The organism is Gordonia sp. 852002-50395_SCH5434458 (genome assembly GCF_001665905.1).
Lineage (GTDB): Bacteria > Actinomycetota > Actinomycetes > Mycobacteriales > Mycobacteriaceae > Gordonia > Gordonia jacobaea.
Genome location: NZ_LZTC01000003.1, coordinates 1 through 26804, shown reverse-complemented (window position 1 = coordinate 26804; position 26804 = coordinate 1). Strand labels below are relative to the sequence as shown.

23 protein-coding genes and 1 pseudogene are annotated in these 26804 nt (G+C 66.0%); 11 read left to right on the top strand and 13 right to left on the bottom strand.

Annotation, left to right across the window (positions count from 1 at the left end):
• Positions 1–50: 50 nt before the first annotated feature.
• The 4 genes from A5785_RS00355 to A5785_RS00340 form a co-directional block, all read right to left on the bottom strand.
• On the bottom strand, positions 51–386 hold the full coding sequence (locus A5785_RS00355; RefSeq protein ID WP_064864076.1) for a metal-sensitive transcriptional regulator: 336 nt from the start codon (positions 384–386) through the stop codon (positions 51–53).
• A 110-nt stretch (positions 387–496) separates the two neighbouring features.
• A complete protein-coding gene (locus A5785_RS00350) occupies positions 497–1360 on the bottom strand; it encodes a hypothetical protein (protein WP_064864074.1) in 864 nt (287 codons plus the stop codon).
• A gap of 133 nt (positions 1361–1493) precedes the next feature.
• Positions 1494–3161 (bottom strand): L-aspartate oxidase, encoded by a 1668-nt coding sequence (gene nadB, locus A5785_RS00345; RefSeq protein ID WP_064864072.1) that lies wholly within the window; start codon positions 3159–3161, stop codon positions 1494–1496.
• A 76-nt stretch (positions 3162–3237) separates the two neighbouring features.
• Complete coding sequence (locus A5785_RS00340) at positions 3238–5325, bottom strand: heavy metal translocating P-type ATPase (RefSeq protein ID WP_064864070.1); 2088 nt, start codon at positions 5323–5325, stop codon at positions 3238–3240.
• A 78-nt stretch (positions 5326–5403) separates the two neighbouring features.
• On the opposite strand from A5785_RS00340, the gene A5785_RS00335 reads away from it, so the two are divergent.
• The 4 genes from A5785_RS00335 to A5785_RS00320 all read left to right on the top strand — a co-directional run bounded on the left by A5785_RS00335 (position 5404) and on the right by A5785_RS00320 (position 10192).
• A complete protein-coding gene (locus A5785_RS00335) occupies positions 5404–6693 on the top strand; it encodes an MFS transporter (protein ID WP_231894138.1) in 1290 nt (429 codons plus the stop codon).
• 9 nt (positions 6694–6702) lie between these two features.
• Positions 6703–7059, top strand: a complete 357-nt coding sequence (locus A5785_RS00330) for an ArsR/SmtB family transcription factor (RefSeq protein ID WP_049699384.1) — start codon at positions 6703–6705, stop codon at positions 7057–7059.
• 110 nt (positions 7060–7169) lie between these two features.
• Positions 7170–8540 (top strand): ABC1 kinase family protein, encoded by a 1371-nt coding sequence (locus A5785_RS00325; protein WP_064864068.1) that lies wholly within the window; start codon positions 7170–7172, stop codon positions 8538–8540.
• A gap of 89 nt (positions 8541–8629) precedes the next feature.
• On the top strand, positions 8630–10192 hold the full coding sequence (locus A5785_RS00320) for a DUF3068 domain-containing protein (protein WP_064864066.1): 1563 nt from the start codon (positions 8630–8632) through the stop codon (positions 10190–10192).
• A 275-nt stretch (positions 10193–10467) separates the two neighbouring features.
• Here A5785_RS00320 and A5785_RS00315 read toward each other — a convergent pair whose 3' ends face one another.
• A complete protein-coding gene (locus tag A5785_RS00315; RefSeq protein WP_049699381.1) occupies positions 10468–11427 on the bottom strand; it encodes an alpha/beta hydrolase in 960 nt (319 codons plus the stop codon).
• A 346-nt stretch (positions 11428–11773) separates the two neighbouring features.
• Here A5785_RS00315 and A5785_RS00310 point away from each other — a divergent pair, with 346 nt between their 5' ends.
• The 5 genes and pseudogenes from A5785_RS00310 to A5785_RS00290 all read left to right on the top strand — a co-directional run bounded on the left by A5785_RS00310 (position 11774) and on the right by A5785_RS00290 (position 19246).
• Positions 11774–13450 (top strand): FAD-binding dehydrogenase, encoded by a 1677-nt coding sequence (locus A5785_RS00310; protein ID WP_416259141.1) that lies wholly within the window; start codon positions 11774–11776, stop codon positions 13448–13450.
• Positions 13451–13548: 98 nt separating this feature from the next.
• The gene (locus tag A5785_RS00305; protein WP_049699486.1) at positions 13549–14625 is read left to right on the top strand and encodes a Dyp-type peroxidase; all 1077 of its coding nucleotides are present in this window, start codon (positions 13549–13551) and stop codon (positions 14623–14625) included.
• Between the two features lie 64 nt (positions 14626–14689).
• A complete protein-coding gene (locus tag A5785_RS00300) occupies positions 14690–15490 on the top strand; it encodes a family 1 encapsulin nanocompartment shell protein (protein WP_049699380.1) in 801 nt (266 codons plus the stop codon).
• Positions 15491–15561: 71 nt separating this feature from the next.
• On the top strand, positions 15562–17295 hold the full coding sequence (locus tag A5785_RS00295; protein ID WP_064864064.1) for an ABC transporter ATP-binding protein: 1734 nt from the start codon (positions 15562–15564) through the stop codon (positions 17293–17295).
• Positions 17292–19246 (top strand): annotated as a pseudogene (locus A5785_RS00290) (ABC transporter ATP-binding protein). The gene A5785_RS00295 and the pseudogene A5785_RS00290 overlap by 4 nt, the downstream one beginning before the upstream one ends.
• Here A5785_RS00290 and A5785_RS00285 read toward each other — a convergent pair.
• Positions 19183–20175, bottom strand: a complete 993-nt coding sequence (locus A5785_RS00285; protein WP_064864062.1) for a type IV toxin-antitoxin system AbiEi family antitoxin domain-containing protein — start codon at positions 20173–20175, stop codon at positions 19183–19185. The pseudogene A5785_RS00290 and the gene A5785_RS00285 sit on opposite strands and share 64 nt — an antisense overlap.
• Positions 20176–20332: 157 nt before the next feature.
• Positions 20333–21001, bottom strand: coding sequence for a hypothetical protein (locus tag A5785_RS00280; protein WP_064864060.1), 669 nt, complete (start codon positions 20999–21001; stop codon positions 20333–20335).
• 44 nt (positions 21002–21045) lie between these two features.
• On the opposite strand from A5785_RS00280, the gene A5785_RS00275 reads away from it, so the two are divergent.
• A complete protein-coding gene (locus A5785_RS00275; protein ID WP_064864058.1) occupies positions 21046–21618 on the top strand; it encodes a YdeI/OmpD-associated family protein in 573 nt (190 codons plus the stop codon).
• Between the two features lie 12 nt (positions 21619–21630).
• On the opposite strand, the gene A5785_RS00270 is transcribed toward A5785_RS00275, so the two are convergent.
• The 6 genes from A5785_RS00270 to rnhA form a co-directional block, all read right to left on the bottom strand.
• Positions 21631–22422, bottom strand: a complete 792-nt coding sequence (locus A5785_RS00270; RefSeq protein WP_064864056.1) for an SDR family oxidoreductase — start codon at positions 22420–22422, stop codon at positions 21631–21633.
• A 64-nt stretch (positions 22423–22486) separates the two neighbouring features.
• Positions 22487–23488 carry an aldo/keto reductase gene (locus A5785_RS00265; RefSeq protein WP_064864054.1) on the bottom strand — a complete coding sequence of 334 codons (1002 nt, stop codon included), beginning with the start codon at positions 23486–23488 and terminating at the stop codon, positions 22487–22489.
• Positions 23485–23952, bottom strand: a complete 468-nt coding sequence (locus A5785_RS00260) for a MerR family transcriptional regulator (RefSeq protein ID WP_064864053.1) — start codon at positions 23950–23952, stop codon at positions 23485–23487. Before A5785_RS00260 ends, A5785_RS00265 begins: the two co-directional genes overlap by 4 nt.
• A gap of 29 nt (positions 23953–23981) precedes the next feature.
• Entirely contained in the window at positions 23982–24488 is a 507-nt protein-coding gene (locus tag A5785_RS00255) for a gluconokinase (protein WP_231894139.1), read from the bottom strand.
• The gene (locus A5785_RS00250; protein ID WP_064864051.1) at positions 24454–25389 is read right to left on the bottom strand and encodes a D-isomer specific 2-hydroxyacid dehydrogenase family protein; all 936 of its coding nucleotides are present in this window, start codon (positions 25387–25389) and stop codon (positions 24454–24456) included. Before A5785_RS00250 ends, A5785_RS00255 begins: the two co-directional genes overlap by 35 nt.
• On the bottom strand, positions 25389–25877 hold the full coding sequence (gene rnhA, locus A5785_RS00245; protein WP_049699485.1) for a ribonuclease HI: 489 nt from the start codon (positions 25875–25877) through the stop codon (positions 25389–25391). The genes A5785_RS00250 and rnhA overlap by 1 nt, the downstream gene beginning before the upstream one ends.
• Positions 25878–25946: 69 nt before the next feature.
• On the opposite strand from rnhA, the gene A5785_RS00240 reads away from it, so the two are divergent.
• On the top strand, positions 25947–26723 hold the full coding sequence (locus A5785_RS00240) for a methyltransferase domain-containing protein (protein WP_064864049.1): 777 nt from the start codon (positions 25947–25949) through the stop codon (positions 26721–26723).
• Positions 26724–26804 lie beyond the last annotated feature (81 nt).

Sequence of the window (26804 nt, the reverse complement as noted above, 5' to 3'; positions counted from 1 at the left end):
TGTGTTCGGTTACCTTTCGTAATGGTTGATCGTCGTAGTGGCCGGCTGCATCAGGACTTGACGAGCCGGGCGATCGCGGCCATTGCCTCGTCGACCTTGGCTCGGCCGGCCTCGTCGCTCTCCTGCGCTGCGTGTACCACGCAGTGGTTCATGTGCTCTTCGAGCAGACCGAGCCCAACGGCCTGCAGCGCCTTGGTCATTGCCGACAACTGGGTGAGGATGTCGATGCAGTACTCCTCGTCGTCGACCATGCGTTGAAGCCCACGCGCCTGACCCTCGATGCGTCGAAGACGCTTGAGGTAGTCGTCCTTGCGCGTGATGTACCCGTGTGCGTTGTGCTCGGCGTCTGTGTTGGCCCCGGCGTCCGGTGTCGCGTCTACGGTCATGGTCACTCTCCTCGTATACCCCTTACCGGTATACCAGGAAATGACAATAAACGGTACCCCCCTAGGGTATCTGGATAGCCAACAGCTGAGAGCGGAAGACGAGAGACGTCTCAGGAGCGCGCGTGATGGAGAGCGTCGGCGAGCTTCGACAACGCCGCGGCAACCTCGTGTAGCGCGTCACTCACCGGATCGGCCTGCGCCCCGGATGTCGGGTGACCACCCTGCAACGGATCGACGCGCTGCGGCGTCGGGGGTCGAGGTGACGGTGGTTGGGGTGACGGGGGTTGAGGTGACGGCGGTTGGGGCTGCTCGACGGACCGCTGACCAGCGACGTCGAGAGCCTGGTGCCTGTTGGCTTGGTAGACAGGCGTCGAGGGTGGTTCAGCGTTGGTCGACCGCCGTCCACCGCGGTAGGCGTGTGCCGCAGCCGACTGCCCCGACCCCGAATGTGACGAGACGGGATGCTGTGCGGGCGGGGCCTCGCGGAGCGACGACCCGCGCGGATCGTCGAGGCGATGCGACCCGGCGTTACCCGCGGCGATCGGGAGATCGCCGGTCGACGGGCCGCTGCGCTGCGGCTGATCGGGTGTACCGACGGGCTCCCGGGCATCGCCACCGGGCGCGCGCCGGGGACCACCGCTGCCGGGACGAGGGCTCGGGGCATGCCCGTTCGACCGGGCATAGAAGTGTGGTCCGCCATGTCCGTTGAAGAAGACGCAGCGCGCTCCCTCGGGCGACGGGACCGGGCACGGGTTGCGCTCGATGAGCGATTGAGCGCGGTCGTCGAAGTCGTTCCACTCGAGCCAGAGACGTCTGTCGCTTCGCGGTCGAGCACTCGCATCCGTGGCGTGGTTACCCGCGTGTCCGGCCGCCAGCCGACACTGCAGCAACCATTCCGACGACCCGCTCAAACCGAGCGCGCGACGTTCCTCCGCGGAGCACACAACCGTTGACCAGCAACCCTGGCCGTCCATACGGTCCTCCCATCGGCCCGAATACGCGCTGCTTACGTGTGGCGACGACGCTACTCGCGATTACCCGGCACGTCACAGTCGAATCGACTGTCATCACGGCCGTGCGGTGCGTCGACCGACCCTCTCCCCGGCGTCAGTCTACGGAAGTCAGCGCCGGCACTTCTACCCCGACGGCGCAGATGTTGCCGTCGACCAATCGGAAGGGTCGCGAGCGCTGTTCGCCGGTCCCGTGATGATCCGCACCCGGGTATTGCTCGTCGGTACGCACATGGCACCCGCGTGAGCTGGTCCGCGCCAAGGCGGCCGTCACGACGGCGCGCGCGGCAAGTGTCAACGCCGCATCTTCGACGTCGCGCCGCGTCGCGAGGACGCGTGGACTCGCATCGTCGAGCATCGCCGCGACTCGCCCGAGTCCCTCCGCGTCGCGGCGCAACCCGACGAAACGCGACATCGCATCCTGCAGCACATCTCGGTCCACCACCTGCTCGACACCGGCCTCGTCGCCGAGTGACCCGATCGCCACGGCGACGTCGGTGCTGGTCAGCGCTGCGACATCGGCAGCACGGACACCCATCACCAGCCCTTCGAGCAATGAATTGGATGCGAGCCGGTTGGCGCCGTGCAGCCCGGTGCGGGCTACCTCGCCTGCCGCGAGTAGACCTGCGACCGTCGTGCGCCCGTGCGCGTCGGTGACGACGCCACCGCACTGGTAGTGGGCGCCCGGCACCACCGGGATGCGCCCGTCCGCTGGGTCGAGGCCGGCCGCGCGCAGTCCGGCGGTGACCGTCGGAAACCGTGTGACGAAGTCGTCGATTGCCGAGATGTCGAGGTACACGCACGGATGTCCGGTGCGTTCCATCGCCGCCGTCACGGCGTTGGCGACGACGTCGCGCGGTGCCAGGTCGCCGAGCGGATGGACGCCCTCGGTCACCGACATTCCGTCGGCGTCGACGAGACGTCCGCCCTCGCCTCGGATGGCTTCCGTGACCAGCGTGCGCCGACCTCGCGCTCCCGGCGTGTACAGCATCGTCGGGTGGAACTGCACGAACTCGAGGTCGGCAACGTCGGCACCCGCGCGTAGTGCGAGCGCGAGGCCGTCTGCCGTGGCGCCCGCCGGGTTGGTGGTCGCGGCAAAGAGGTGTCCGCTGCCGCCCGTCGCGAGCAACACCGTCGGGGCATGCACCACTCCCGGTCCGTCCGCGCCGAGGTACGCGACGCCAACGGCGCGTCCGTTCACGGTGAGTACGCGGGTGACAGTGCAGTCGTCGAGAACGCGCACATCGCCGCGTCGAATTACGGAGGAGACCGCCTCCGACAGTGCCAGCTGAATCTGCGCGCCCGTGGCGTCGCCGCCGGAATGGATGATCCGACGCACGCTGTGCCCGCCCTCACGCGTACGGGTGAATCTCCCCGAGGCATCGCGATCGAACTGCGCACCCCATCCGAGCAGGCGCGACACCGCAGACCATCCGTCCGCGAGGATCTCCCGTGAGATCTCGGCATCGCCGAGTCCTGCACCGGCGGCCAGGGTGTCGTGCAGGTGCAATTCGACGCTGTCGTCGACATCGTCGGGTGCGACCACCGCGACGCCGCCCTGCGCGTAGTACGTCGACGTGCTGTGTTCGACCGGTCCCGCATGTTCAAGCGATCCGGCATTTTGAAGCGATTCAGGGCTGTACGCAGCACCTTTGTTGCAGATCACCACGCGCAGCCCGAGCTCTGCTGCGTGCAGTGCGGCGGTGAGTCCCGCGACCCCCGCCCCGACCACGACGAGATCGGCACGTGCCAGACCGAGCCCCATGTGCGTGCTCCTTCGCCGAATCGATGTTGTCGACCCTGAGCGTTTTCGACCCACAGTCGAAAACCCTCCACGAAGACTACGCCGAGATTCGCGGTTCGTGTAGATCGGCTCGACGCAGGAGTTGGGCGTTGAGCGCGACGATGATCGTCGACAACGACATCAGCAGGGCTCCGACCGCCATCGGGAGCACGAAGCCGATCGGCGCGAGGATGCCCGCCGCGAGCGGCACAGAGATGAGGTTGTACCCGGCGGCCCACCAGAGGTTCTGCTTCATCTTGCGGTACGCCTTGCGTGAGAGTTCGATCGCCGACACGACGGTCCGCGGGTCGTCTCCGGCGAGCACGACGCCGGCCGACCCGATCGCCACATCGGTACCCGCGCCGATTGCGATACCGACGTCGGCGCGCGCGAGGGCTGGGGCGTCGTTGACGCCGTCACCCACGAAAGCCACGGTGTGGCCCTGCTTCTGCAGTTCGGAGACGATCTGCTCCTTGTCTTCCGGCCGCACCTGCGCGTGTACCTCGGTGATGCCCACCGCCTTGGCCACCCGGTCGGCGACGTCTCGGGCATCGCCGGTGATCATCACCGACTCGATGCCGCGGTCACGGAGTTCGGCGACCGCCTGGGCCGATTCGGGACGCGGCTCGTCGGCGAGTGCGATCACGCCGACTACCTCGTCATCGATCATGATGTACAGCACCGTGTTTCCCCGAACATCCCGTGCAGCCGAGGCGAGATCATCTGGGACAGACACATTTTCGACGAGCCTCGGACCTCCGACGGACACCTGCCGACCGTCGACGACAGCGCGCACACCCGTTGCGGCGTGCGTACTGAAATCCTTCGACGACGCGGTGCGCACACCCTCGTCCTGCGCGGCACGCACGATGGCGTGGGCGAGCGGGTGCTCGCTGTGCATTTCGGCCGACGCTGCGAGACCGAGAAGCTCCTCCTTCGAATACCCCTCGCGCGCAACGATATCGGTCACCTCGGGCCGTCCACGGGTAAGCGTTCCGGTCTTGTCGAAGCAGACGACGTCGATTTGCCGAAGGGTTTCGAGCGCGATCCGATTGGTGACGAGCACACCCATCCGGGCGGCACGTTCGGTGGCGATCGAGACCACCAGCGGTATCGCGAGTCCGAGTGCGTGCGGGCACGCGATGACCAGCACCGTGATCGTGCGGATGACTGCGTCCTCGGGTTGTCCGATCGCCGTCCAGATGATGGCGGTCAGCGCCGCGGCGCCAAGCGCGAACCAAAAGAGCCAGCCCGCAGCACGATCGGCGAGTCGTTGCGCACGCGACGTCGAATTCTGCGCCTGCGCGACAAGGCGCTGGATGCCCGCGAGCGTCGTGTCGTCGCCGACAGCTCTGACCCTCACCGTGATCGCCGAGTCTGCGGTGACCGTTCCTGCGACCACCTTGTCGCCGACCTTGCGGGTGACGAGATCAGACTCTCCGGTGATCATCGACTCGTCGAGTTCTGCTGTGCCGTCGATGATTACACCGTCCGCGGGCACCCTGCCCCCTGGACGCACGATCACCACGTCGCCCTCGACGAGGTCGGCCGGGGCGACCGTCTCGGTCTGCCCACCACCTGGATCGCCGACGACGCGCTCGGCTTCGTCCGGCATCAGTGATGCGAGCGAATCGAGTGCCGACGTGGTCTGCGCGATCGAGCGCATCTCTATCCAGTGCCCGAGCAGCATGATGACGATGAGAAGTGCCAGCTCCCACCAGAAGTCGAGATCGTGAGGGAGCAGGTGAAGCGACGCACCCCACGACGCGACGAATGCGACCGTGATCGCCAGCGCGATGAGGGTCATCATTCCGGGTGTGCGCGAACGTAGTTCGCTCACGGCACCGGTCAGGAACGGCCGTCCGCCCCAGAGGTACATGACCGTGCCGAGCACCGGCGAGATCAGGCGCACCGCGTTGTCGGGGACGGTGTAGCCGACGATCGACCCAAACATCGGCGAAGCCACAACGACCGGGATCGCGATCACGCACATGATCCAGAACAACCGTCGGAACATCGCGACGTGGTCCATGTGCCCGTGCGCCATATCCCCGTGGTCCATGCCGCCGTGGTCCATGTGCTCGTGGCCCATGTGTTCGTCGCTACCTGGTTCTGCGCCCTTGGCCGCGTGCCCGTGCGTTTCCATATCCTCTTTATACCCCCCTAGGGTATATATCGCACGAATATATGTGCGCAGATGCGCACATATAGCTAATATCGCCCCGTGCGGGCATTCAGCTATCCGACTTTCCGTCGGCTCTACGGCGCGCAGGTGGTGTCGCTGCTGGGCACCGGCCTGCTCACCGTTGCGTTGGGTCTGCTCGCCTACGACCTCGTGGGCCCCGACGCCGGTCGGGTTCTTGGCACGGCACTCGCGGTGAAGATGGTCGCGTACGTCGTGATGGCCCCGGTGATGCGCGCGCTCGTCACCGCCCTACCGGCCTCGCGAGTGCTCGTCGGCGCAGACGTCGTACGTGTCGCAATAGCCTGCTGTCTGCCATGGGTCGGCCACGTCTGGCAGATCTATCTCCTGGTGTTCGCTTTGCAGACCGCATCGGCGACCTTCACGCCGACCTTCTCGGCAACCGTTGCGCGTGTGGTCGACGACCGGGACGACTATTCGTCGGCCGTCGCGGCATCGCGGATCGCCTACGACCTCGAATCCGTCGGCAGCCCGCTGATCGCAGCGGCGCTGCTGACCGTCGTGTCGTACTCGACTTTGTTCGTCGGCACCGCGCTCGGCTTCGCCGCGTCCGCCGTCCTCGTCATCTCGTGCCGCCGCAGCATCAAAGAAAGGCCCACCTCCACCGCCGAGAGCTTCGCCAGGCGAACCCTCGCGGGTTGTCGGATCATGCTGGCGCGCGGTTCGTTTCGCGGGGTGTTGTGGATCAACGTCGTCGTCGCAGCGGCCACAGCGCTTGTCATGGTTGGGACAGTGGTCTTCGTCCGCGCCGACCTCGGAGGTTCCGCGACGGCGGTCGCGGTGGCGCTCGCCGTGTTCGGCGCGGGGTCGATCGCCGCCGCGCTCCTCGGCCCGACGATCTTCCGATGCGCGGGAACCTCGCGGCCGATGCTGGCCTGCGCCCTCGCCTGCGTGATCGGCGTCGGGGCGATGGCTGTCTGGTTGGGCGCGTCGTCGTACATCACATTGCTCGCACTCTGGGCAGTGCTTGGTGCCGCGACGTCGATCATCTCGACCGGCACCGCACGTGTGCTGCGCGATCACAGCACCGACGCCGACCGGGACGAGGTGTTCACCGCCCAGTTCTCGCTCTCGCATGCCGCGTTCCTGGTGACCTATCCACTCGCCGGTCTCGGCGCCTCGACCAGCGGGCAAGTGGTGTGTGCACTCGCACTGTCGGCGCTCGCGCTGCTCGGACTTGTCGGCGCCGCGTACAGCTGGCGACCAGCGACTGCCACCCGAACAGCGAACACACGACCGGCGAACCTACGAATCCACCCGCGGATCTCACTTACGATGAACCGAGCAACCGCAACCGCCGACGAACGGTGATCACCGCCGATGAAACAGGCAGCCACCCCTGCCCCGAGCCTCGAGCACCGGGTCAGCCCCGACCCCGAGCTCCTCGGTACCGCAACAGCGCTCTTCACCATGCTGTCCGACCCCACTCGGCTGCACATCCTGTGGCTGTTGCGCGACGAGGAGCGTGACGTCACGGCTCTGACCGAGGCCGTCGGAGCGTCGCGGACTGCGGTCAGTCAGCATCTGGCAAAACTGCGCTTCACCGGGCTCGTCGACACCAGACGCGAGGGGCGTCGAATCATCTATCGTCTACGCGACGGGCACGTCGGCAGGGTCATCGCCGAGGCTCTCAACCACGCCGACCACCGCGTTTCAGGGGAGCCCGAGCACGGCTGAGGCGCGACCCGACACCTGGGCCGTTCGTACGCCTTGTCCGATTCCCGACACCGACCTCCTACACTGGGCGCGACGCGGGAACCCGCAAGCACGACGAGCAGGGGGGGAATATGGACAGCACAGTTGACGACGGTCGCCACGCGCGTCTACGCCCGGCGTCGCCGATCGCCGAGGTCACGCGCCTCGGTGTGACCACCGCCCACGCAACGCTGGGCGTCGGCAGATTCCTCCTTGACACCGCATTCGACGCAGTGCATCTGCGCGCACCGAGCGGGAAGCGCGCAGCGGCGCAGGTGCGCGCGACCTTCGAGCATCTCGGCCCCACCTACGTAAAGCTCGGACAACTCATCGCGTCGAGTCCCGGTGTTTTCACCGAGACGTTGGCGTCCGAGTTCGAGTCGCTCCTCGACAGCGTGCCGCCCGCCGACCCCGGTGAGATCCGACAGGTCTTCATCGACGAGATCGGCCGCGCCCCCGAGGACGTCTTCGCCGAGTTCGACCCCGAGCCGATCGCATCGGCATCCATCGCCCAGGTCCACACCGCGAGGCTGCACAACGGCGACGAGGTCGTCGTCAAAATCCAACGTCCCGGAATCGCCGAGCGCCTCGCACCCGACGTCGCGATCCTCGAACGACTCGCGAGCCTCGCCGAGATCTCGGAGTACGGCCGGATGTTGTCGGCGCGACACGTCGTCGAGGATTTTGCCGACGGTCTCGACGCCGAGCTCGATTTCCGCAATGAGGCCGACGCCATGCGCGAATGGTACGAATGTCTCAAACCGGGACAGTTCGGCGATCGCGTCCGCGTTCCCCACGTCTACGACGACCTGACCACCGCGCGCGTCATGACGATGGAACGCATCTACGCCACCCGCATCGACGACGTCGCCGCTGTGCGCGCCGCCGGGCATGATGGGGTCGCGCTGTGCCGAAACCTGTTGCTGTCGCTGCTCGAGTCGGCGTTCCACGGCGGCTTGTTCCACGGCGACCTCCACGCGGGCAACGTCCTCGTCGACGCAGACGGTCGGCTGGTGCTGCTCGACTTCGGCATCGTCGGACGCTTCACACCACGCACCCGACGCATCCTGCGTCAGCTCGTCGTCGACCTCATCGTCCGCAACGACTACGAATCGGCGGGTCGCGCCATCTTCCTGCTGGGAGCTGTGCGTAACCCCGGTTCGACGACGCAGGGTGGGGCTGACATCCGCAAGATCACCACACCGCTGTCGACCACGGATCTCGGCGACATGAGCTACACCGACCTCGGGCGACAACTCGCGGCGGTCGCACGGGCACACGACGCCCGGTTGCCGCGCGAGTTGGTGCTCGTCGGAAAGCAACTGCTCTACGTCGAGAAGTACATGAAGCTGCTGGCACCGCGCTGGAAGGCGATGTCGGACGCGGAGATCTACGGCTACATGGCCGGAATCATGAAAGAAGCCGAACGGGACAGGCGTGCCGATCGCACCGGCATGGGCTGATTCCCGTTGGCCGACCATTAGGGTGAGAGCGTTGACCGTGGCCTGCTCGTCGACACGACGGGCCAGGCCGAACCGCACAGGAGTCGAGAATGAGACGAGTTTGGCTGGCGCTGCTGGCATTCCTCGGGGTTGCTTGCATCACCGCGGCGATCGCCATCCCGGCGTTCCTGGTGCCTCAGTTGCGGGTGGTGCCACTCGATCTCGATATCACGTCTGTTGCCTCGACGGTTCCTGCCGACGGATCGGCCGGCGAACGATTCCCGGCGGTCATCTTCGATCGCTGCTCGGTCTCACAGCCCAAGGCCCGCACGCTTGACGCACACCTGACGCAGCAGCGTCGAAGCGTGATCATCGAGCCTTCGGACAAGCGACAGGCCACTCTGCAGTCGGCGCAAACCGTCCAGATCGACCGCATCCGCGACGCCGACGGCAAGGAGACGGACCCACCGGCCCCGCGCGCCGACGGCGACCTGAAATGCGACGACGGCCTGCTCACCGCAACCATCGACAGGGTTTCGGTCAACCGCAAGACATCGGTGCCCAACGGCACCGTCAGCGCTCTGCAGCTCGAGGCCGCACCGGAGGGCGTGAACGTCAAGGACGTGTCGGTCCAGTTGCCCGACCGTAAGGGGTTCCAGTACAAGTTCGGCTTCAACGTCAAGAAGCGGTCGTACCTGTACTACGACCTCAACACCCGCCAGGATCAGCCTGCCAAGTACGTCGGCGAGAAGACCTTCAACGGGGTCAAGACCTACGAGTTCGTCTCCGAGGTTCCCGAGACCGACCTCTCGTCGCTGCCCAACGCACAGGGTGAGGCCGCGCTGGGCACGATGCTCACGATGCCCGCGAAGTGGTGGGGAATCACCGGGCGCGGCGTGAAGCCCGACGACAAGATCACGATGCACCGCTACGCATCGGCGACGCGCCACGTCTTCGTCGAGCCCGAGACCGGCACCATCGTCAACGGCCGCGAGGACCAGCGCCAGTACTTCAAGTCGCCCGACCAGAGCGACGGAACGCCCGCACCGGTCCGCGATTTCAAGCTCGACGCCCTGAAGGCCACGTTCCAGTGGGCGGACGGCACCGTCAACGCGCAGGCCGATCGCGCTGGCCACTACATGAATCTGCTCAAGCTCGGCGGATTCTGGTTGCCGCTCATCCTCGGCATCGTCGGAGCACTGCTACTTCTCGCATGGCTTCTGATCATCTGGCGGACACGTAACAGCGCCGACAAGAACCTCGAGAACCCCGACGTCTACGACGACGAACCGGGCTTCTTCGACAAACGCGAGTCCGACCGCAGCAGCGCCGCGACAACGACCGCCCTCGCCGGAACAGCCGCGGGTGCAGGCCTCGCTGGCCGCAACCGCCACGCCGCGGCCGACGACACGGACGACGCCGCGACGACGTCGATCGGTGCGACCGGGACGGAAGCGAACGCCGACGAGGACGACGACGCGTACATGTGGGACCGCCCGACTCAGCGCATCCCGCGCGTCGAAGGTCCCACGGCCTCCGACGCCCCGGAGGGCGACGACCAGCCGACCCGCCAGGTGCCCGCAGTCGATGACGACTCATCCGACACCCCGCGCTCCGCGCTCGACGAGGCCCGCGCCTTCCGCCGCCGCGGCACGCAGGACTCGGGCGAGTAGGCCGCAGCTAGCTCGCCGCTGGTCGGGCCGGCTCACCCTCGCTGGTTGAGCCGGGGCCACTTCTCTCGCTGGTTGAGCGGCCACACCCCGCTGGGTGAGCCGCCTTTACCGCTGGTTGAGCGGCCGCGAGCGAAGCGAGCAGCCGAGTCGAAACCACTCACCCGCACACCGCACCACCCAACGCAGCACCCACACACGACGAGGGCCGGCGATCGATCCGATCGCCGGCCCTCGTCGTGTTCAGTTGTTCAGTCGTTCAGCTACCTGGCCGCGGCTCAGAAGAACGCGGGGCGGAAGGTGGTGTTCCACGACTGGCGGAAGTTCTCCTGCCAGTAGTCCCACCAGTGGTCGCCGTCCGGGGTCACGTGCGTGGTGAGCTTGACGCCCGGGACCGCTGCGACGCGCGGGATGTAGAGCCGCGTGCTGACCGATGCGGCAACCTCGAGCGGAACCATCTGCGAGAACTTGACCGGGTTGAAGTTCGCGCTCGTCGGGTTGATCGAGCTGTCGAACTTGCTACCGAGTCCGGTGCCCGACGACAGGTACACGTAGTCGCCGGCCAGGTTGTTGGCACTCAGGAACGGGTCGTTCTGGAACCACTGGCCTGCCGGGTAGAAGCCCCACATGTTGTTGGGGTCGCCGCCCATGGTCGCGACCGACGCCTGGATGCCCTGCGTGAAGCCGGGGAAGGTGACGGTCGGGTAGCCGCTGTAGGACGCGACCGCCTTGTAGAAGCCCGGGTGCCGCGACGCGAGGTTCAGCGCCGACGTTCCCGACATCGACAGACCGGCGATGCCGTTACGACGGTTGTCGGAGTTGTGGTTCTTCTTCATGTACGCGGGCAGTTCGCGTGTCAGGAACGTTTCCCACTTGTTCACGCCCAGCTTGGGGTCGGGACGCTCCCAGTCTGTGTAGAAGCTGCCGCCACCGCCGAAGGGGATGACCAGGTTGGTGCCCTTGCCGGCCATGAAGCGGTCGGCGCCGGTGTTGTTCTGCAGCCAACCGCTGGTGTTGTTGGGAGCCCGCAGACCGTCGAGCAGGTAGAGGGTGGGCTTGGGGCCGCCGCCACCACCGTCGACGATGCGAACCGGGATGTTCTTGTGCATCGATGCGGAGTACACGTATTCGGTCTGGCCGGCCGCGTGGGCTTCCGGGGCCACGGCCATGGTCAGGCCGCCGAGCGCCGCCATGGCGCCCACAGCGGCAACGAGGCGCTTGCGCGCACGAGTCAACATATGAGAAGAGTCCTTACGATCTTGACCCGGACGGGCCTCGTTCATACGGGCAGGAAATGGGGGTCAGCGGCCATACCGACTGAGTTGGTCCCCAACGCGACAGAGTGTAACGGCTGCATAACGCAGCAGCAAAAGGTACATCGACCCTTGACCGTCGGTTGAGACACGCAGATGATCATTACCCACGTCACACGCGCGGTCCATACCTGCGCTGCGTCAACTAGGTCACAGGGCGCCCAATTGTCACATGTCGGTCGTCACATCTCGATACCCGTCGGCGCTACCTCACCGAGGGCTCCGGGGATAGGGTCGATCCCACAAGCAGGACATATCGAGGAAGGCTCTCGTGAACACAGCGCACGTGGATGCAGGACAAGCCGACGCCATCGTTGTCGGGTCCGGCCTTGCCGGACTCGTCGCGACCTATGAACTCACCAAGGCGGGTCGTCGGGTGATCGTCGTCGACCAGGAGAACCGCAACAACCTCGGTGGGCAGGCGTTCTGGTCGCTGGGCGGACTCTTCCTCGTCGACACTCCCGAGCAGCGTCGACTCGGCATCCACGATTCAGCGGAACTCGCCCTTCAGGACTGGATGGGTTCTGCGGGCTTCGACCGCGACGACGAGGACTACTGGCCTCGACAGTGGGCTCGTGCCTACGTCGACTTCGCAGCCACCGAGAAGCGTCAGTACCTGCATGACCTCGGCCTGCGCATCACGCCGGTCGTCGGCTGGGCCGAACGCGGCGGCGGTTTCGCCGACGGCCACGGCAATTCGGTGCCCCGCTTCCACCTGACCTGGGGCACCGGACCCGAGGTGGTCCGGATCTTCGCCGAGCCCGTGCTCGACGCCGAGCGTCGCGGACTCGTCGAGTTCCGCTTCCGACATCGCGTCGACGAGATAGTCGTCGAAGACGGCACCGCTGTCGGTGTGCGCGGGTCAAAGCTCGCTCCGACGGCCGCCGGGCGCGGCGAGGCGTCGAACCGAGACGAGATCAGCGACTTCGAGATCCGCGGCGGTGCGGTCATCGTGACGACCGGCGGCATCGGCCACAACCACGAACTGATTCGCAAGAACTGGCCGACGGAACGTCTCGGGCCCGCACCGAAGACGATGATCTCCGGCGTCCCCGCCTACGTCGACGGCCGCATGCTCGGCATCGCCGAGGAGGCGGGCGCAAGCCTCGTCAATCGCGACCGCATGTGGCACTACACCGAGGGCATCCACAACTGGGATCCCATCTGGCCCGACCATGCCATCCGCATCATTCCCGGGCCGTCGTCGCTCTGGCTCGACGCCAACGGCAATCGACTCAAGCCGCCGAACTTCCCCGGCTTCGACACCAATTCGACGATGCGCGAGATCCTCGCGACCGGCCACGACTACTCGTGGTTCATCCTGACGCAGTCGATCGTCGAGAAGGAGTTCGCGCTGTCGGGTTCGGAGCAGAACCCCGACATCACGGACAAAGACCTGAAGTTCGCCGCGAAGAGTCGTTTCGCGAAGGGCGCGCCCGGTCCTGTCGAGGCCTTTCTGAAGAACGGCAGCGACTTCGTCGTCGCCGACAATCTCGCAGAACTCGTCGCAGGCATGAACGAGATCACTCGCGGCCCCAAGCTCGATCTGCAGCATGTCGAGCGCGTGATCTCCGCCCGCGACAACGAGATCGACAACAAATTCTCCAAGGACGCGCAGCTGATGGCGATCACCAACGCTCGCCAGTTCCTCGGCGACAAGATCGTGCGCGTGGCCAAGCCCCACAAGATCCTCGACCCTGAACACGGGCCGCTGATCGGGGTGCGACTGAACATCCTGACGCGAAAGACGTTGGGCGGTCTGGAGACCAACCTCGAGTCGGCCGTGATGCGACCAGATGGTTCGGTCTTCGACGGACTGTACGCCGCGGGCGAGGTCGCCGGATTCGGCGGCGGTGGCGTGCACGGATACAACGCGCTCGAGGGAACATTCCTCGGCGGTTGCATCTTCTCCGGCCGCGCCGCCGGACGAGCGGTCGCGCGCGGCTGAACCGACAACTGTCGTACACGACCAGGCGTGCCTGACCTGAGTTTTGTGAGGACACACTTTCACCGGCGCGCATTGCGCGCTGCACTAGAGTGAAAACCGTGCCCGTACCGCAGACGATTCTGACACGCAAGACAAAGCACGCGTTGTTCCTCGTCCTGACGATCAACGCGGGTGGCGAGGACGCTGTCCGAGGAATGTTCGACGTCCTCGGGTCACGCATCAACTCCGTATCGTCCCGAGCGCCCGAGCAGGCACTTGCGGGCATCGTGTCGATCGGCTCGGACGCGTGGGACCGCTTGTTCGCGGGCAACCGCCCCAAGTCGCTTCGACCCTTCGTCGAGTACGCGGGCGATGTCCACACCGCCCCAGCGACTCCCGCCGACCTCCTGCTCCACCTCAAGGCCGACGCGATGGACCTCTGCTACGAGCTCGGCCGCATGCTGATGAGTGAACTCGGCGACGCCGTGACCGTCGTCGACGAGGTGCACGGCTTCCGCTACTTCGACCTACGCGACCTCATCGGCTTCGTCGACGGCACCGAGAATCCCGTCGGCCAGGCCGCGATCGACGCGATCACGGTCGGCGACGAAGACCCCGCGTACGCGGGCGGTAGCTACGTCGCCATCCAGCGCTACGTCACCGACTTCAAGGAATGGGATTCGATCTCCGTCGAAGACCAGGAGGCGGCGATCGGGCGAACCAAACTCGACAACATCGAGATGTCCGACGACGTGAAACCGACCAACTCGCACATCGCACTCAATGTGGTCAACGACGTCAACGGTGAGCAGATCGACGTCGTCCGCGACAACATGCCCTACGGCGAGGCCTCCGGCATCGGCGACTCCGGCACCTTCTACATCGCGTACTCCTCGGCACCCGACGTCACCGAGGAAATGCTGCGCAAGATGTTCATCGGCGATCCCGCCGGAAACTACGACAGGCTGCTCGACTTCACCACCGCCGTCACCGGGGCACAGTTCTTCACCCCGACCGTCGACTTCTTCGACGACCTCCCCGATGCCCCACCCGCCGCTGAGTCGGATTCCGACGACGACGCTCCCCACGACGCACCCGCGCCGGTCACGCTCGACGCCGCATCGCCGGTTCCACCACCCGAGCCGACTGACCCCGGCGACGGGTCGCTGGGAATCGGATCACTGCGCCCCTCGTGACTCCTCCGCACCTTCTGCCTGACAACACAACCCGCCACCAACACCGACTACCAGGAGACGCACCATGAACAATCTGCATCGCGAACTCGCCCCCATCTCCGCGTCCGCCTGGGAGGCCATCGAAGAAGAGGCGGCTCGGTCGTTCAAGCGCAACATCGCGGGCCGTCGACTCGTCGACGTCAAGGGACCGCTCGGACTCGAGGCGTCGTCGGTCACGCGCGGACACCGCACCAAGATCGACGCCCCCGCTGACGGCATCCAGGCGTTCAAGCGCAGCGTTCAGCCGCTGATCGAACTCAAGGTGCCGTTCACCGTCACGCGCGAGGCCATCGACGACGTCGACCGCGGCGCGGAGGATTCGGATTGGGATCCGGTGGTCGACGCCGCGCGCGAACTCGCGCTGGCCGAAGACCGCGCGATCTTCGAGGGCTACGCCGCCGCAGGCATCTCGGGCATCCGCGCCGAGGCCACCGCAACCCCCATCCCGCTGCCCGAGGACGTGCGTGACTACCCCGAGGCGTTCAGCGCGGCGCTCTCGACGCTCAAGCTCGCGTCGATCGACGGGCCGTACTCCATCGCACTCGCAGCCGATGTGTACAACCTCGTCAACGAGACGTCGAATCACGGTTACCCGGTCCGCCAGCACATTCAGCGTCTGATCGACGGCGAGATCGTGTGGGCGCCCGCGATCACCGGAGCGTTCGTATTGTCCACGCGTGGAGGCGATTTCGAGCTGACGATCGGCCAGGATGTCTCGATCGGCTACGACTCGCACGACGCCGACGTGGTGAACCTGTACTTCCAGGAGTCCTTCACCTACCTCACCTACACCGGTGAAGCGGCAGTCGCATTGACGTCCGCCTGACGCGAGCCCCCGGGGTATTTCCCTCGCACCGTGTCGGCACACCTTGCTAGCGTCGTGTGAGTGAGCGCCACATGCTGACCCGCCTGATCAGGACATACCTCTCGCGGTACCCCTGGCACATGCTCGCCGTCGTGATACTGCAGCTCGTCGCGACGGTGGCCATGTTGTACCTGCCGACGCTGAACGCCGACATCATCGACAACGGCGTCGCGAAGGGCGACACGTCGTACATCCTGCGCATCGGTGCGGTCATGCTCGTCATCACGATCGCCCAGATCGTGTGCACCATCATCGCCCAGTACTTCGGCTCGCGGGCAGCGCTCGCGACCGGACGCGACATCCGGCACGACCTGCTGCACCGGATCAACACCTACTCGGCCAGGGAGATGGGGACGTTCGGCGCGCCGTCGTTGATCACCCGCACCACCAACGACGTCCAGCAGGTGCAGTTGTTGATCGTCATGAGCACCACCATCCTGGTGATGGCGCCCATCATGTGCATCGGCGGCATCATCATGGGCATCAAAGTGGGGTCGCAGTTGTCGTGGGTGCTCGTCGTGGCGGTGCCCGTTCTCGCGGTCGCGATGGGGGTCATCATCGCGCGCATGATTCCCGGCTTCCGCGCGATGCAGGAGCGTATCGACGCGGTCAATCGTGTTCTGCGTGAACAGATCACGGGCATCCGAGTGGTCCGGGCGTTTGTGCGCGAACGCTACGAGATCGACCGCTTCGCCACCGCGAACGACAGCCTCGCCCAGGCCACGCTGCGTGTCGGCCGCATGCAGGCGTTGATGTTCCCCGCCGTCATGCTGATCACGAACGTCACGATCGTCGCGATCATCTGGTTCGGCGGCCACCTGGTGTCCGACGGCAGCATCGAGATCGGTGCGCTGACCGCGATGATCACCTACGTCATGCAGATCCTGATGTCGGTGATGATGGCGTCGTTCCTCGCAATGATGGCGCCACGCGCGACGGTCTGTGCCGAGCGCATCTGCGAGGTCCTCGACACCGAGACCTCCGTCGGAGCACCGCAAAACCCGGTGCCCTTCGCCGCGCAACCGTCGACTGTGGAGTTCCGGGGGGCTCAGTTCCGCTATCCGGGCGCCGACGATCCCGTGTTGTCCGACATCAGCTTTCGCGTCGAACCCGGCACCACGACCGCCATCGTCGGCTCGACCGGCTCCGGCAAGACCACGCTCGTCGGTCTGGTGCCCCGACTCATCGACGTCACCGCCGGTGAGGTTCGTGTCGGCGATACCGATGTCCGACGCCTCGACCCCAACGCCCTGCGCGACGCCATCGGCCTCGTCCCGCAGCGCCCGTACCTGTTCTCGGGGACCGTCGCGTCGAACATTCGCAACGGCAAACCCGACGCCACCGACGACGAGATATGGGAGGCGTTGCGGATCGCGCAGGCCGCCGACTTCGTCGAGCGCATGCCCGACGGCCTCGACACCCCGATCTCCCAGGGCGGCACCACCGTGTCGGGTGGTCAACGTCAGCGCCTCGCAATAGCCCGCGCGTTGGTGCGCAAACCGTCGGTCTACCTCTTCGACGACGCGTTCTCGGCACTCGACGTCGCCACGGACGCCCGCCTCCGCGCCGCACTCGCGCCCGCGACGTCGGAGTCCGCCGTCATCATCGTCGCCCAACGCATCTCGACCATCGTCGACGCCGAGCAGATCGTCGTGCTCGATCGCGGTCGGATCGTCGGGATCGGCACACACGACGAACTTCTCGCGACCTCCGAGACGTACCGCGAGATCGCGGAGTCGCAGCTCGCGATCGGAGAGTCGGCATGACCCGCGCTGGCGGCGGCGCCCCCGCATCCCCGGGGCCCGGCCGCGGCCCGATGGCTGCGGGGCCGGTCGTGGCGAAGGCGCGATCGTTCGGTCCGTCGATCAAGCGGCTGATCGGACTGCTGTTCTCCTACCGGACGTCGATGAGCGTCGTCGTGTTGTCGATCATCGGATCGGTGATCCTCACGGCGTTCGCACCGCGAGTGCTCGGCGACGCCACCAACATCATCTTCGACGGCGTCGTCGGCAAGATGCTCCCCGCGGGAACGACCAAGGCGCAGGCCGTCGAGGGGCTGCGTGAGCGCGGCAACGGCACCCTCGCCGACATGGTGAACTCGATGAACGTCACCCCGGGCGTGGGCATCGACTTCGGCGACGTCGGCCGCGTGTTGCTGATCGTGCTGGCGCTCTACATCGGCTCGTCGCTGTTGTCGTGGCTGGCGCGTATCTGCTCAACATCGTCGTCGTCGGAACCGTCAAGCATCTGCGCGCAGAGGTCGAGGCCAAGATCCACCGCCTCCCGCTGAGCTACTACGACACCACCGCACGCGGCGATCTGCTCAGTCGCGTCACCAACGACCTCGACAATCTGTCACAGACGTTGCAGCAGACCATCTCCCAGTTGCTGAACTCCATCCTGATGGTGATCGCGATCCTGGTGATGATGCTCTGGATCTCGCCACTGCTGGCGCTCATCGCGCTCGTCACCGTGCCGCTCGCCGCGGGTGCAACCGCGCTGATCGCCAAACGCTCCAAGCCGCACTTCCTCGCGCAGTGGTCGTCGACCGGCAAGCTCAACGCACAGGTCGAAGAGGCGTTCACCGGGCACGAACTGGTGACCGCGTTCAACCGCCAGGCCGACGTCGAATCGGAATTCGACGAGCGCAACGAGAAGCTCTACCAGTCGAGTTGGCGTGCACAATTCATCTCGAGCACCGTCATGCCGACGATCATGTTCCTCGGCAACCTCAACTACGTGGCGGTCGCGGTCGTCGGCGGACTGCGCGTGGCATCGGGTGCGTTGAGCCTCGGCGAGGTGCAGGCGTTCATCCAGTACTCGCGACAGTTCACGCAGCCACTCACGCAGATCGGGTCGATGGTCAACCTGCTGCAGAGCGGCGTCGCGTCGGCCGAGCGCATCTTCGACATCCTCGACGCCGACGAGCAGACCCCCGACCCGAAGAACCCCAAGACGCCTGAGCACGACCGTGGGCTCATCGAATTCGACGACGTCTCGTTCCGCTACGTCGCCGACAAGCCGCTCATCGACGGCCTCTCACTCGTCGCGCGTCCCGGCCACATGGTCGCCATCGTCGGGCCGACCGGCGCGGGCAAGACCACCCTGGTCAACCTCATCATGCGCTTCTACGACGTCGACTCCGGAACCATCACCGTCGACGGCGTCGAATCCCGTCAGATGACCCGCGACGACCTACGCGAACGCACCGGAATGGTGCTGCAGGATTCGTGGCTGTTCGGCGGAACCATCTACGACAACATCGCCTACGGCGACCCCACCGCGTCGCGCGAGGAGGTCCTCGAGGCCGCGCGCATGAGCCACGTCGACCACTTCGTCCGCATCCTGCCCGACGGCTACGAGACGATGCTCGACGACGAGGGCGGCGGCGTGAGTGCCGGTGAGCGACAGCTCATCACGATCGCGCGCGCCTTCCTCGCACGCCCGACCATCCTGATTCTCGACGAGGCCACCAGCTCCGTCGACACCCGCACCGAGCTGCTCATCCAGAAGGCGATGGCGGCACTGCGCACCGACCGTACGAGTTTCGTTATCGCGCACCGCCTTTCGACCATCCGCGATGCCGACGTCATTGTGGTGATGGAGGATGGGCACATCGTCGAGCAGGGCAACCACGACGAGCTCCTCGCCGCTCAGGGCGCGTACTGCCGGCTGTACCGCAGCCAGTTCGCCGGGGCCGTCGACTCGGAGGCTTGAGCGCTACCCATTCCGCCAATCTCCAAGCGCTCCAGCCACTCTCGCACCATCGGCACCATGCGGTTTTGTCGCAGATCGGCCCAGACCCATCGGATCACCATCGGCCCGAGGCGCCTGACGCCATCTTCGCGGGCCTTCTCGCGCTTCATCACGTCGAGCGCGGTCTCGTCGTCGCCCAGATCCTTGGTGTACTTGCGCATACCGTCGAACTCGCCGACGAGCTTGCCCTCCCAGTCGTAGTCGACCTTGGCGACGAATCGGCCGTCGGCGTCGAAGTATTCTCGCTGCAGACGCGGGACCGGCAGTTCGGCGACGATCATCTGACCTCTGCCCCACGACTCGCCCGCGTTGTCGGCCAGTGGGCTCGCGAACGCAAGCGCCCTTCGTGCGACGGCGACACCACGACGTCGAGAATCGAGGAGCGCCGACATCCTCTCGCGGTCAGCACCGAGCCGGAGCGCGGAGTCGAGCACGGCCAGTGCCTGGAAGAAGTTGCCGCTGCACGCGATGTCGACGGCGGTGACCTCCAGCGACGTCACCGTGATGCCGTCGATCGCCGTGACGTCGTCGGGCCCCAGACGACCGGAGTGCAGATGTCGCTGGGTTTCGATGCGCCCGCCGGTCTTGTGCCCGGTGGTCAGGTGGACCCGCGACAGGTCGGGGAACAACAGCGACATCCCGTGGAGCACTCCCGCCGACTGATGGCTCAGCGGCACGTCGGATTCGGACAGCAGCGTTGCCGCGACCGCCTTCAGCCGATGCTTGACCTCCGGCGTGCGGCTCTTGTCGGGCAGCACGTAGGCGCCGGGCCACACCCGCACGAGAGTGCCCGCGTCGACGGCTCGCGTGAGTTGTCGATCGGAGGCGCCCGCGTCGAGCGCCGTGCGTCGCAGTATCAATCCGTGTTCGTTGACCGGGAAAGTGTCCATGCATATCCGACGTCGACAACGCCGATCTGGATCCACCCGATTCCGGGCCTGTGCACAACCGACAGCCGGGCCGAAAGAAACACGCGCGTCTGACACATGCGCGCGAAGTTCCGCGCGCATCTGTCAGAAACACGTGTTTCCTCGACGCAGCGCCCGCTCAGCGCTCCAGCTCGCCCGCGATTCGCTGCTCGATCTGGGCGGCGGCGACATCCGGGACGTCGATGAGTCCGTCGAGCTCCTGGCGGGCCTTGCGGTAGGCGGCCTGGCGTTCCGCGGGTGTGGCGGCGGCGTCTGCGGCGACGGAGATCAGCTTGCGCGCGCGGTCGAGCGACTCGCGCTCGATGGGCGAGAAGTCGGACTGTTTGCGACGCCGCGCCTCGCGTTCGGCCGCGTCGAAGGCCGCTGCGTAGTCGCCGACGGCGTCGCGGTAGCGCTCGAACTCGAGCGGGTCGAGCTTCTGGTCGGCCGACGCCGGGCGCAGATCGTCGGCGCGGATCTTCGCGCGATGAAACGCCAGCGTCAGCGGCTCGCGCATGTCGGTCATCATGGGGAACTCGATCAGTGTCGCCAGGTCGAGTTCAAAATCGAACCATCGCTGATCTATCGCGTCGTGCTTCTCGAGCACCTTGGTGATGGCTGACTTGTCGGCCTGGGTGAGTCGTAGTTGCTCGGTCTGCGCACTCGCCTTGACCCGGGCGAGTTCGATCTTGTCGCGTCGACGCTTCTCGTTGTAGCGGGCGACCGACCCGGCCCAACCGCCGATAACTCCGCCAATCGGGAAAATCAGCCACCAGTTATTGCCCATGAAGTGCAAGAACTGATCCATGAGACAACAGTACCCACGTCAGCGGCCGCGACTACCGTGTGGACATGGCCAAAGCGGACGCCCCTACGCACGTCTTCGACACCATCGACGACTGGCGGAACTGGCTCGCGGACAACCACGATTCGTCGTCGGGAATCTGGTTGGTGTTCTGGCGCAAGGACTCCGGCCGCGTCGCCCTCGACTACGACGAAACCGTCCGCGAGGCGCTGTGCTGGGGATGGATCGACGGCCACACCCGCACACTCGACGAGCAGCGTCGCGGAATGTGGTTCACGCGCCGGGGCCGCTCCAGCGCGTGGTCGGCGTCGAACAAGAAGCGGGTGACCGAACTCCGCGCCGCCGGCCGCATGCAACCCGCCGGCCAGGCCGTGATCGACGACGCCAAGGCGCGCGGCCTCTGGAATCTCCTCGACGACGCGGAGGCGGGTGTTGAGCACCCCGAGCTGACCGCGGCACTCGACGCGACGCCGCAGGCGCGCGAGCACTGGGACGCGTTTCCGCCGAGTGCGCGGAAGCTGGCGCTCACCCAGATCGCGATGGCACGCAAACCCGAGACCAAGTCCGCTCGCATCGCGACCATCGTCGAGCGTGCATCCCGCAACGAACGGCCGTCGTAAGGCGAACCCGTCCTACATATCGGGGATCGGGAGATCGAGGTTCGGAGCGATGATTCCGCCGTCGACCTCGAGAACCTTTCCGGTCACGTAGGCACCGGCAGGCGACGCGAGGTAGACGGCCGCGGCGGCGATGTCTTCGGGCTCGCCGAGCCGATGCATCGGTGTCGAGTTCTCGATTGCCGCCCGGATCGTGTCGTCGGCCGCCACGATATCGAGGGCCGACGTCAGGATCGCCCCAGGCGCGATGGCGTTGACCCGGATACGCGGATTGAGGTCCATCGCCGCGAGCCGCGTGTAGTGCGCGAGCGCGGCCTTGGCCGTTCCGTACGCCGCGTACGCACGGCCCGGCAGCCGCCCCATCGCAGAGGTGATGTTGATGATCGATCCCGAGCCGGCCGTCTCCAACACCAGCGGAACCGCGGCCGTCACCAGCGCATGAGCATTGGCCACATTGAAACCGAAGGCGTCGCTCAGATTCTTTGGCGAGGTGTCGAGCAGCGGTCGTGGCATCGCGCCGCCGACGTTGTTCACGACGGTGTCGAGCCGTCCGAACGCGTCGACGGCGGTCTGCGCGAGGGCTGCCGCAGCGTCTGGATTGGAGAGGTCGGCGACGACGACGCGCGCACGCCTGCCCAGGTCGGCGACCTGCGCGGCCACCTTCTCCAGTTCGCTTTCGCTGCGTGCTGAGATCACCACGTCGGCGCCCGCCTCGGCGTACGCGATAGCGATCGCCGCTCCGAGGCCGCGGCCCGCGCCCGTGATGACCGCGACGGTGTCGTCGAGTCGGAATCTGTCCAGGATCACGACTCCCGACAATGCCACAGAACTGCAACACGTTCTAGATTTTGGCGCAGGAGTGCGGCACGGACTACGACGACCTGCCCGCCACCCAGTCCATGTCGGGGTAGCGGTCGCCCGCGGGGCGCAGCGTCGACAATCGCTCGAGCTGATCCGAACTCAGCTCCACCGACAGCGCGCCGAGGTTCTCGTCGAGGTAGCGAGTGCGCTTGGTGCCGGGGATCGGCACGACGTCGCCACCCTGAGCGAGCAGCCACGCCAACGCGACCTGCCCCGGGGTGGCGTCGACCTCGCTTGCCACTGCACGTATCTCGTCGACCAGCGCGAGGTTGTGGTCGAGGTTCTCGGCCTGCCACCGCGGGAGCGTCAAACGGAAGTCACCGTCGGAAACCTGCACTGCCGCAGCAGATCCCGTCAACATGCCGCGGCCGAGCGGACTGTAGGGGACCATCGTGACGCCGAGTTCGCGTGCGGCGACAACATCCGACGATTCGACGTCCCGGCTGAACAACGACCACTCCGATTGCAGCGCGGCAATGGGATGCACCGCCGCTGCGCGACGCAGGGTGTCGGCGTTGGCCTCGCTGATCCCGAGTTCCCGAACCTTTCCGGCGGCCACCAACTCTGCCATCGCCCCGACAGTCTCCTCGATAGGCAGCTTCGGGTCGACACGATGCAGGTAGTAGAGGTCGATGGTGTCGACGCCGAGACGTCGCAGCGAGGCGTCGACCGCCGACCGCACATACGCAGGCGAACCGTCGACTTCGCCGTTGGGATAACCGGTTTCGGGGTCGAGCACGATGCCGAACTTGGTCGCGAGCACCACGTCGTCTCTGCGGTCGGCCAGAACTCCCGCGAGAAGTTCTTCGTTGGCTCCCGCACCGTAGACGTCTGCGGTGTCGAGCAGGTTGACCCCGACGTCGAGAGCGTGATGCAGCGTCGACCTCGCCTCGTCCTGATCGGCCTCGCCGTAGGCGAAACTCATTCCCATACAACCCAATCCGAGCGGTGAGACCTCAAGGGAGCCGATGCGCCTGCGGTTCGCGGTTGTCGAGTCTGTTGATGCGGTCATGGCTGAGTCCTTCCGCCGTAGGTGGCGATCTTGTATTCGGTTGCTGCCAGCGAGAGCGTGAGTTCTGAGATCTGGCGTCGAATCGTGTCGCGATGTTCCAGCAACATCTCGAGCCGCTCCGGGACGGTGTCTTCGCCCTCGTCGACCAGTTCGACGTAGTGCTGGAGGTCACGAATGGCCATGCCCGACAGCCTCATTCGTGTCAGGAAGACCAGCCTCCGCACGGCGTCGGCGTCGTAGCGCCGGTTTCCCGACGCATCGCGGGGCACGGAGACGAGTCCGATCCGCTCGTAGTACCGCAGTGTGTGCGCCGAGACGTCGAGCATCTCCGCCGCCTGGGCAATGGTCAGCGGTTCGTCGATCTCGTCCGCTTCGACCAGGCGGTGGATGACCTCGACCGACAGCGGACCGTCGAGTTCGTTCAACGTGGCCAACGCCCTGCTCATGAGGTGATCTGTACTCATGACAGCAACGCTAGGCCTTAGAGCGCGCTCTAACGCAACACCTGATCGACGATCACCTCGAGCGGCAGCGTGGCGTCGACGGTCATCCCCTGCTCGTCGGGTCCGAGTGGTTCGAGTGCGGCGAACTGCGAGTCGATGAGCGCCGCGGGCATGAAGTGGTCTCGCCGCCCGCGTACGCGTGTCAGTGCAGCGTGACGGTCGAGGGCGAGCATCACGAAGAACACTCCGGGCGCCTTACGGCGCAGTCGATCCCGATAGCTGCGACGCAGTGCCGAACAGGCGGCAACGCCGTCGTCATGCTCGGCGAGCCAGGTACCGACCACCTCGAGCCAGGGCATCCTATCGGCGTCGGTGAGTGGATGTCCCGCAGCCATTTTCGCGATGTTCGCGGCCGGATGAAGGTCATCGGCGTCGACGAACGGCGCCTTCAACCGTGCAGCAAGCGCCGCGCCGACCGTGCTCTTCCCACACCCCGACACACCGCAGACGACGATGGGGGACTCAGTAATCGCGACCAGCCGCCACGGTGGACACAAGATCGTCTCCTGCGCGGAACCGGCGGATGTTCTCCGCGATCCACGGCGCGAGCTCGCGAGTGAGACCCGACGATGGGTTGGCGATGTGCGGTGTGATGATCACGTTCGATAGCGACCACAGCGGATCGTTTCGCGCAGGCGGTTCGGGATCGGTCACGTCAAGTGCAGCGCCCGCGATCTCATGCCCCTTGAGCGCCCAGTACAGCGCCTGTTGGTCGACGAGAGGTCCGCGTGCGATGTTGACCACCCACGCATGGGAAGGCAACTGCGCCAACACCTTTCCGTTGATCAGGTGATGGGTTTCGGGAGTCGACGGGGCGGCGAGGACCACGTGATCGCACGACGACCACACCTCATCCATCCGCGACGACGGCAACGTGCGCTCGGCGCCGTCGACCTCGCGTCCCGAATGATTGACCGCGAGAACCGAAGCGCCACAGGCCTTCAGACGAGGAATCAGCGATCTCGCGATGCCACCCGCACCGATGATCGCCACGGTCGCCCCGCGCAGTGTGCGCACCGCGGGGTCGATGTGGTCTTTGTCCCAGCCCCACCGCACCGAGGTGTTGATCTGCCGAAGACCGGCCAGCAAGAGCGCGAGTGCGTGCTCGGCGACGTTCTCGGCATAGAAGCCGGACGCATTCGTCCACACGCGCTTGTCGTCGAGAACACCCGCGGCGACGAACTCTTCGATCCCCGCCGTCTTCAGTGCTACCCATTCGACTGTGTCGGGGAGATCGGGGAACCCCGCCGCGCCTCCCAGCCAGATCAGAACCCGTGCGGCGTCGAGGTCGGTCTGCGTCGCGTCGGCGTCGTCGAGTGCCGCGGCGATGTATTGATCGCGCTCGGGGAGGACGGCGACCGAGATCGTCGAATCAGTATGCGAGGCGGCCGAACTCATCACTCACGCCCAGCGAGTTTCTTTGCGGCAGATGTTGCGAGCGTGTCGGCGATCTCGTTGTAGTGGTCTCCCGCATGACCTTTCACCCATTTCCAGGTCACCTCGTGCACCTTCTCCTCCTCGATGAGGCGGCGCCACAGGTCTGCATTCTTCACGGGCTTCTTGTCTGCTGTTTTCCAGCCGTTGCGCTGCCAGCCACTCACCCACTTGGTGATGCCGTTTCGCACGTAACTCGAGTCGGTGTAGAGGATCACCTTCGACGGCTTGGTCAGTGCCGCGAGTCCCTCGATCGCTGCCGTCAATTCCATCTTGTTATTGGTGGTATCGGGTTCAGCGCCGGAGATTTCCTTCTCATGACCGCGGTATCGCAGAACCGCACCCCATCCGCCCGGCCCGGGATTCCCCAGGCAGGCGCCATCGGTAGAAATTTCGACGACGTCTGCGGCAGCCGATGCGGCCGTCACCAGTGCGTTGTCACCATCGTTCACGAGAGTCTCTGACACTCCTCCCAGGTTACCCACTGCCATGATCGCTGTGAATTGCATAGAGTTGGTTGCATGCCGGTCTGGGATCCGAGTCGATACCTACAATTCTCCGACGCTCGTGCCCGCCCCTTCCTCGATCTGATCGCCGAGGTGCCGACCAATCCGTCGACCATCGTCGATCTCGGATGCGGGCCTGGGCAGCACACCAAGCACCTACGCGAACGCTGGCCCGAAGCCCTGGTCCTCGGGATCGACGCCTCGACAGAGATGATCGCCGAGGCCATCCGAGAGAACATGGACGGGCTGGCCAACTACGACGTCGCCGACCTCACCGAGTGGACACCTCCCGAACCCGTCGACCTGTTCTTGTCGAACGCGGTGTTCCAGTGGGTCCCCGATCAGGAAGTCGCGATCGAGCGGCTACTGCCCCACCTCAACGACGGTGGCGCCTTCGCAATCCAGGTTCCCAACAACACCGGTGCCGCCACCTATCGCAGCCTCAACGAACTCGCTGAGGAGGAGCCGTACGCGCAGTACCTCGGCGACGTCCGCAGACTCCCCTGGCTCGAGCCCGACTTCTACCTGAACTTCTTCGCCGAGCGCGGCTACGAGGTCAACGCGTGGGAGTCGACGTATCTGCACATACTCAAGGACAAGGGCGACGACCCGGTCTTCGACTGGATCTCCGGCACCGGCGCGCGTCCCTTCCTCGAGGCGCTTCCCGACGAACTGCGTGACGAGTTCAGCGAACAACTCAAGCTCCGACTCCGCGCGGCCTACCCCGCCCGCGACTGGGGCACGGTGCTGCCCTACCGCCGCACCTTCGCCGTGGCCTACCTCCCCCGCTGACCCCGCCCGCACCACGTCCTGCGCGCCGATCAGAAGGCGGGCCGACTGCGTTACTCGGTCCTCCGCGATCGGCCGCTCACC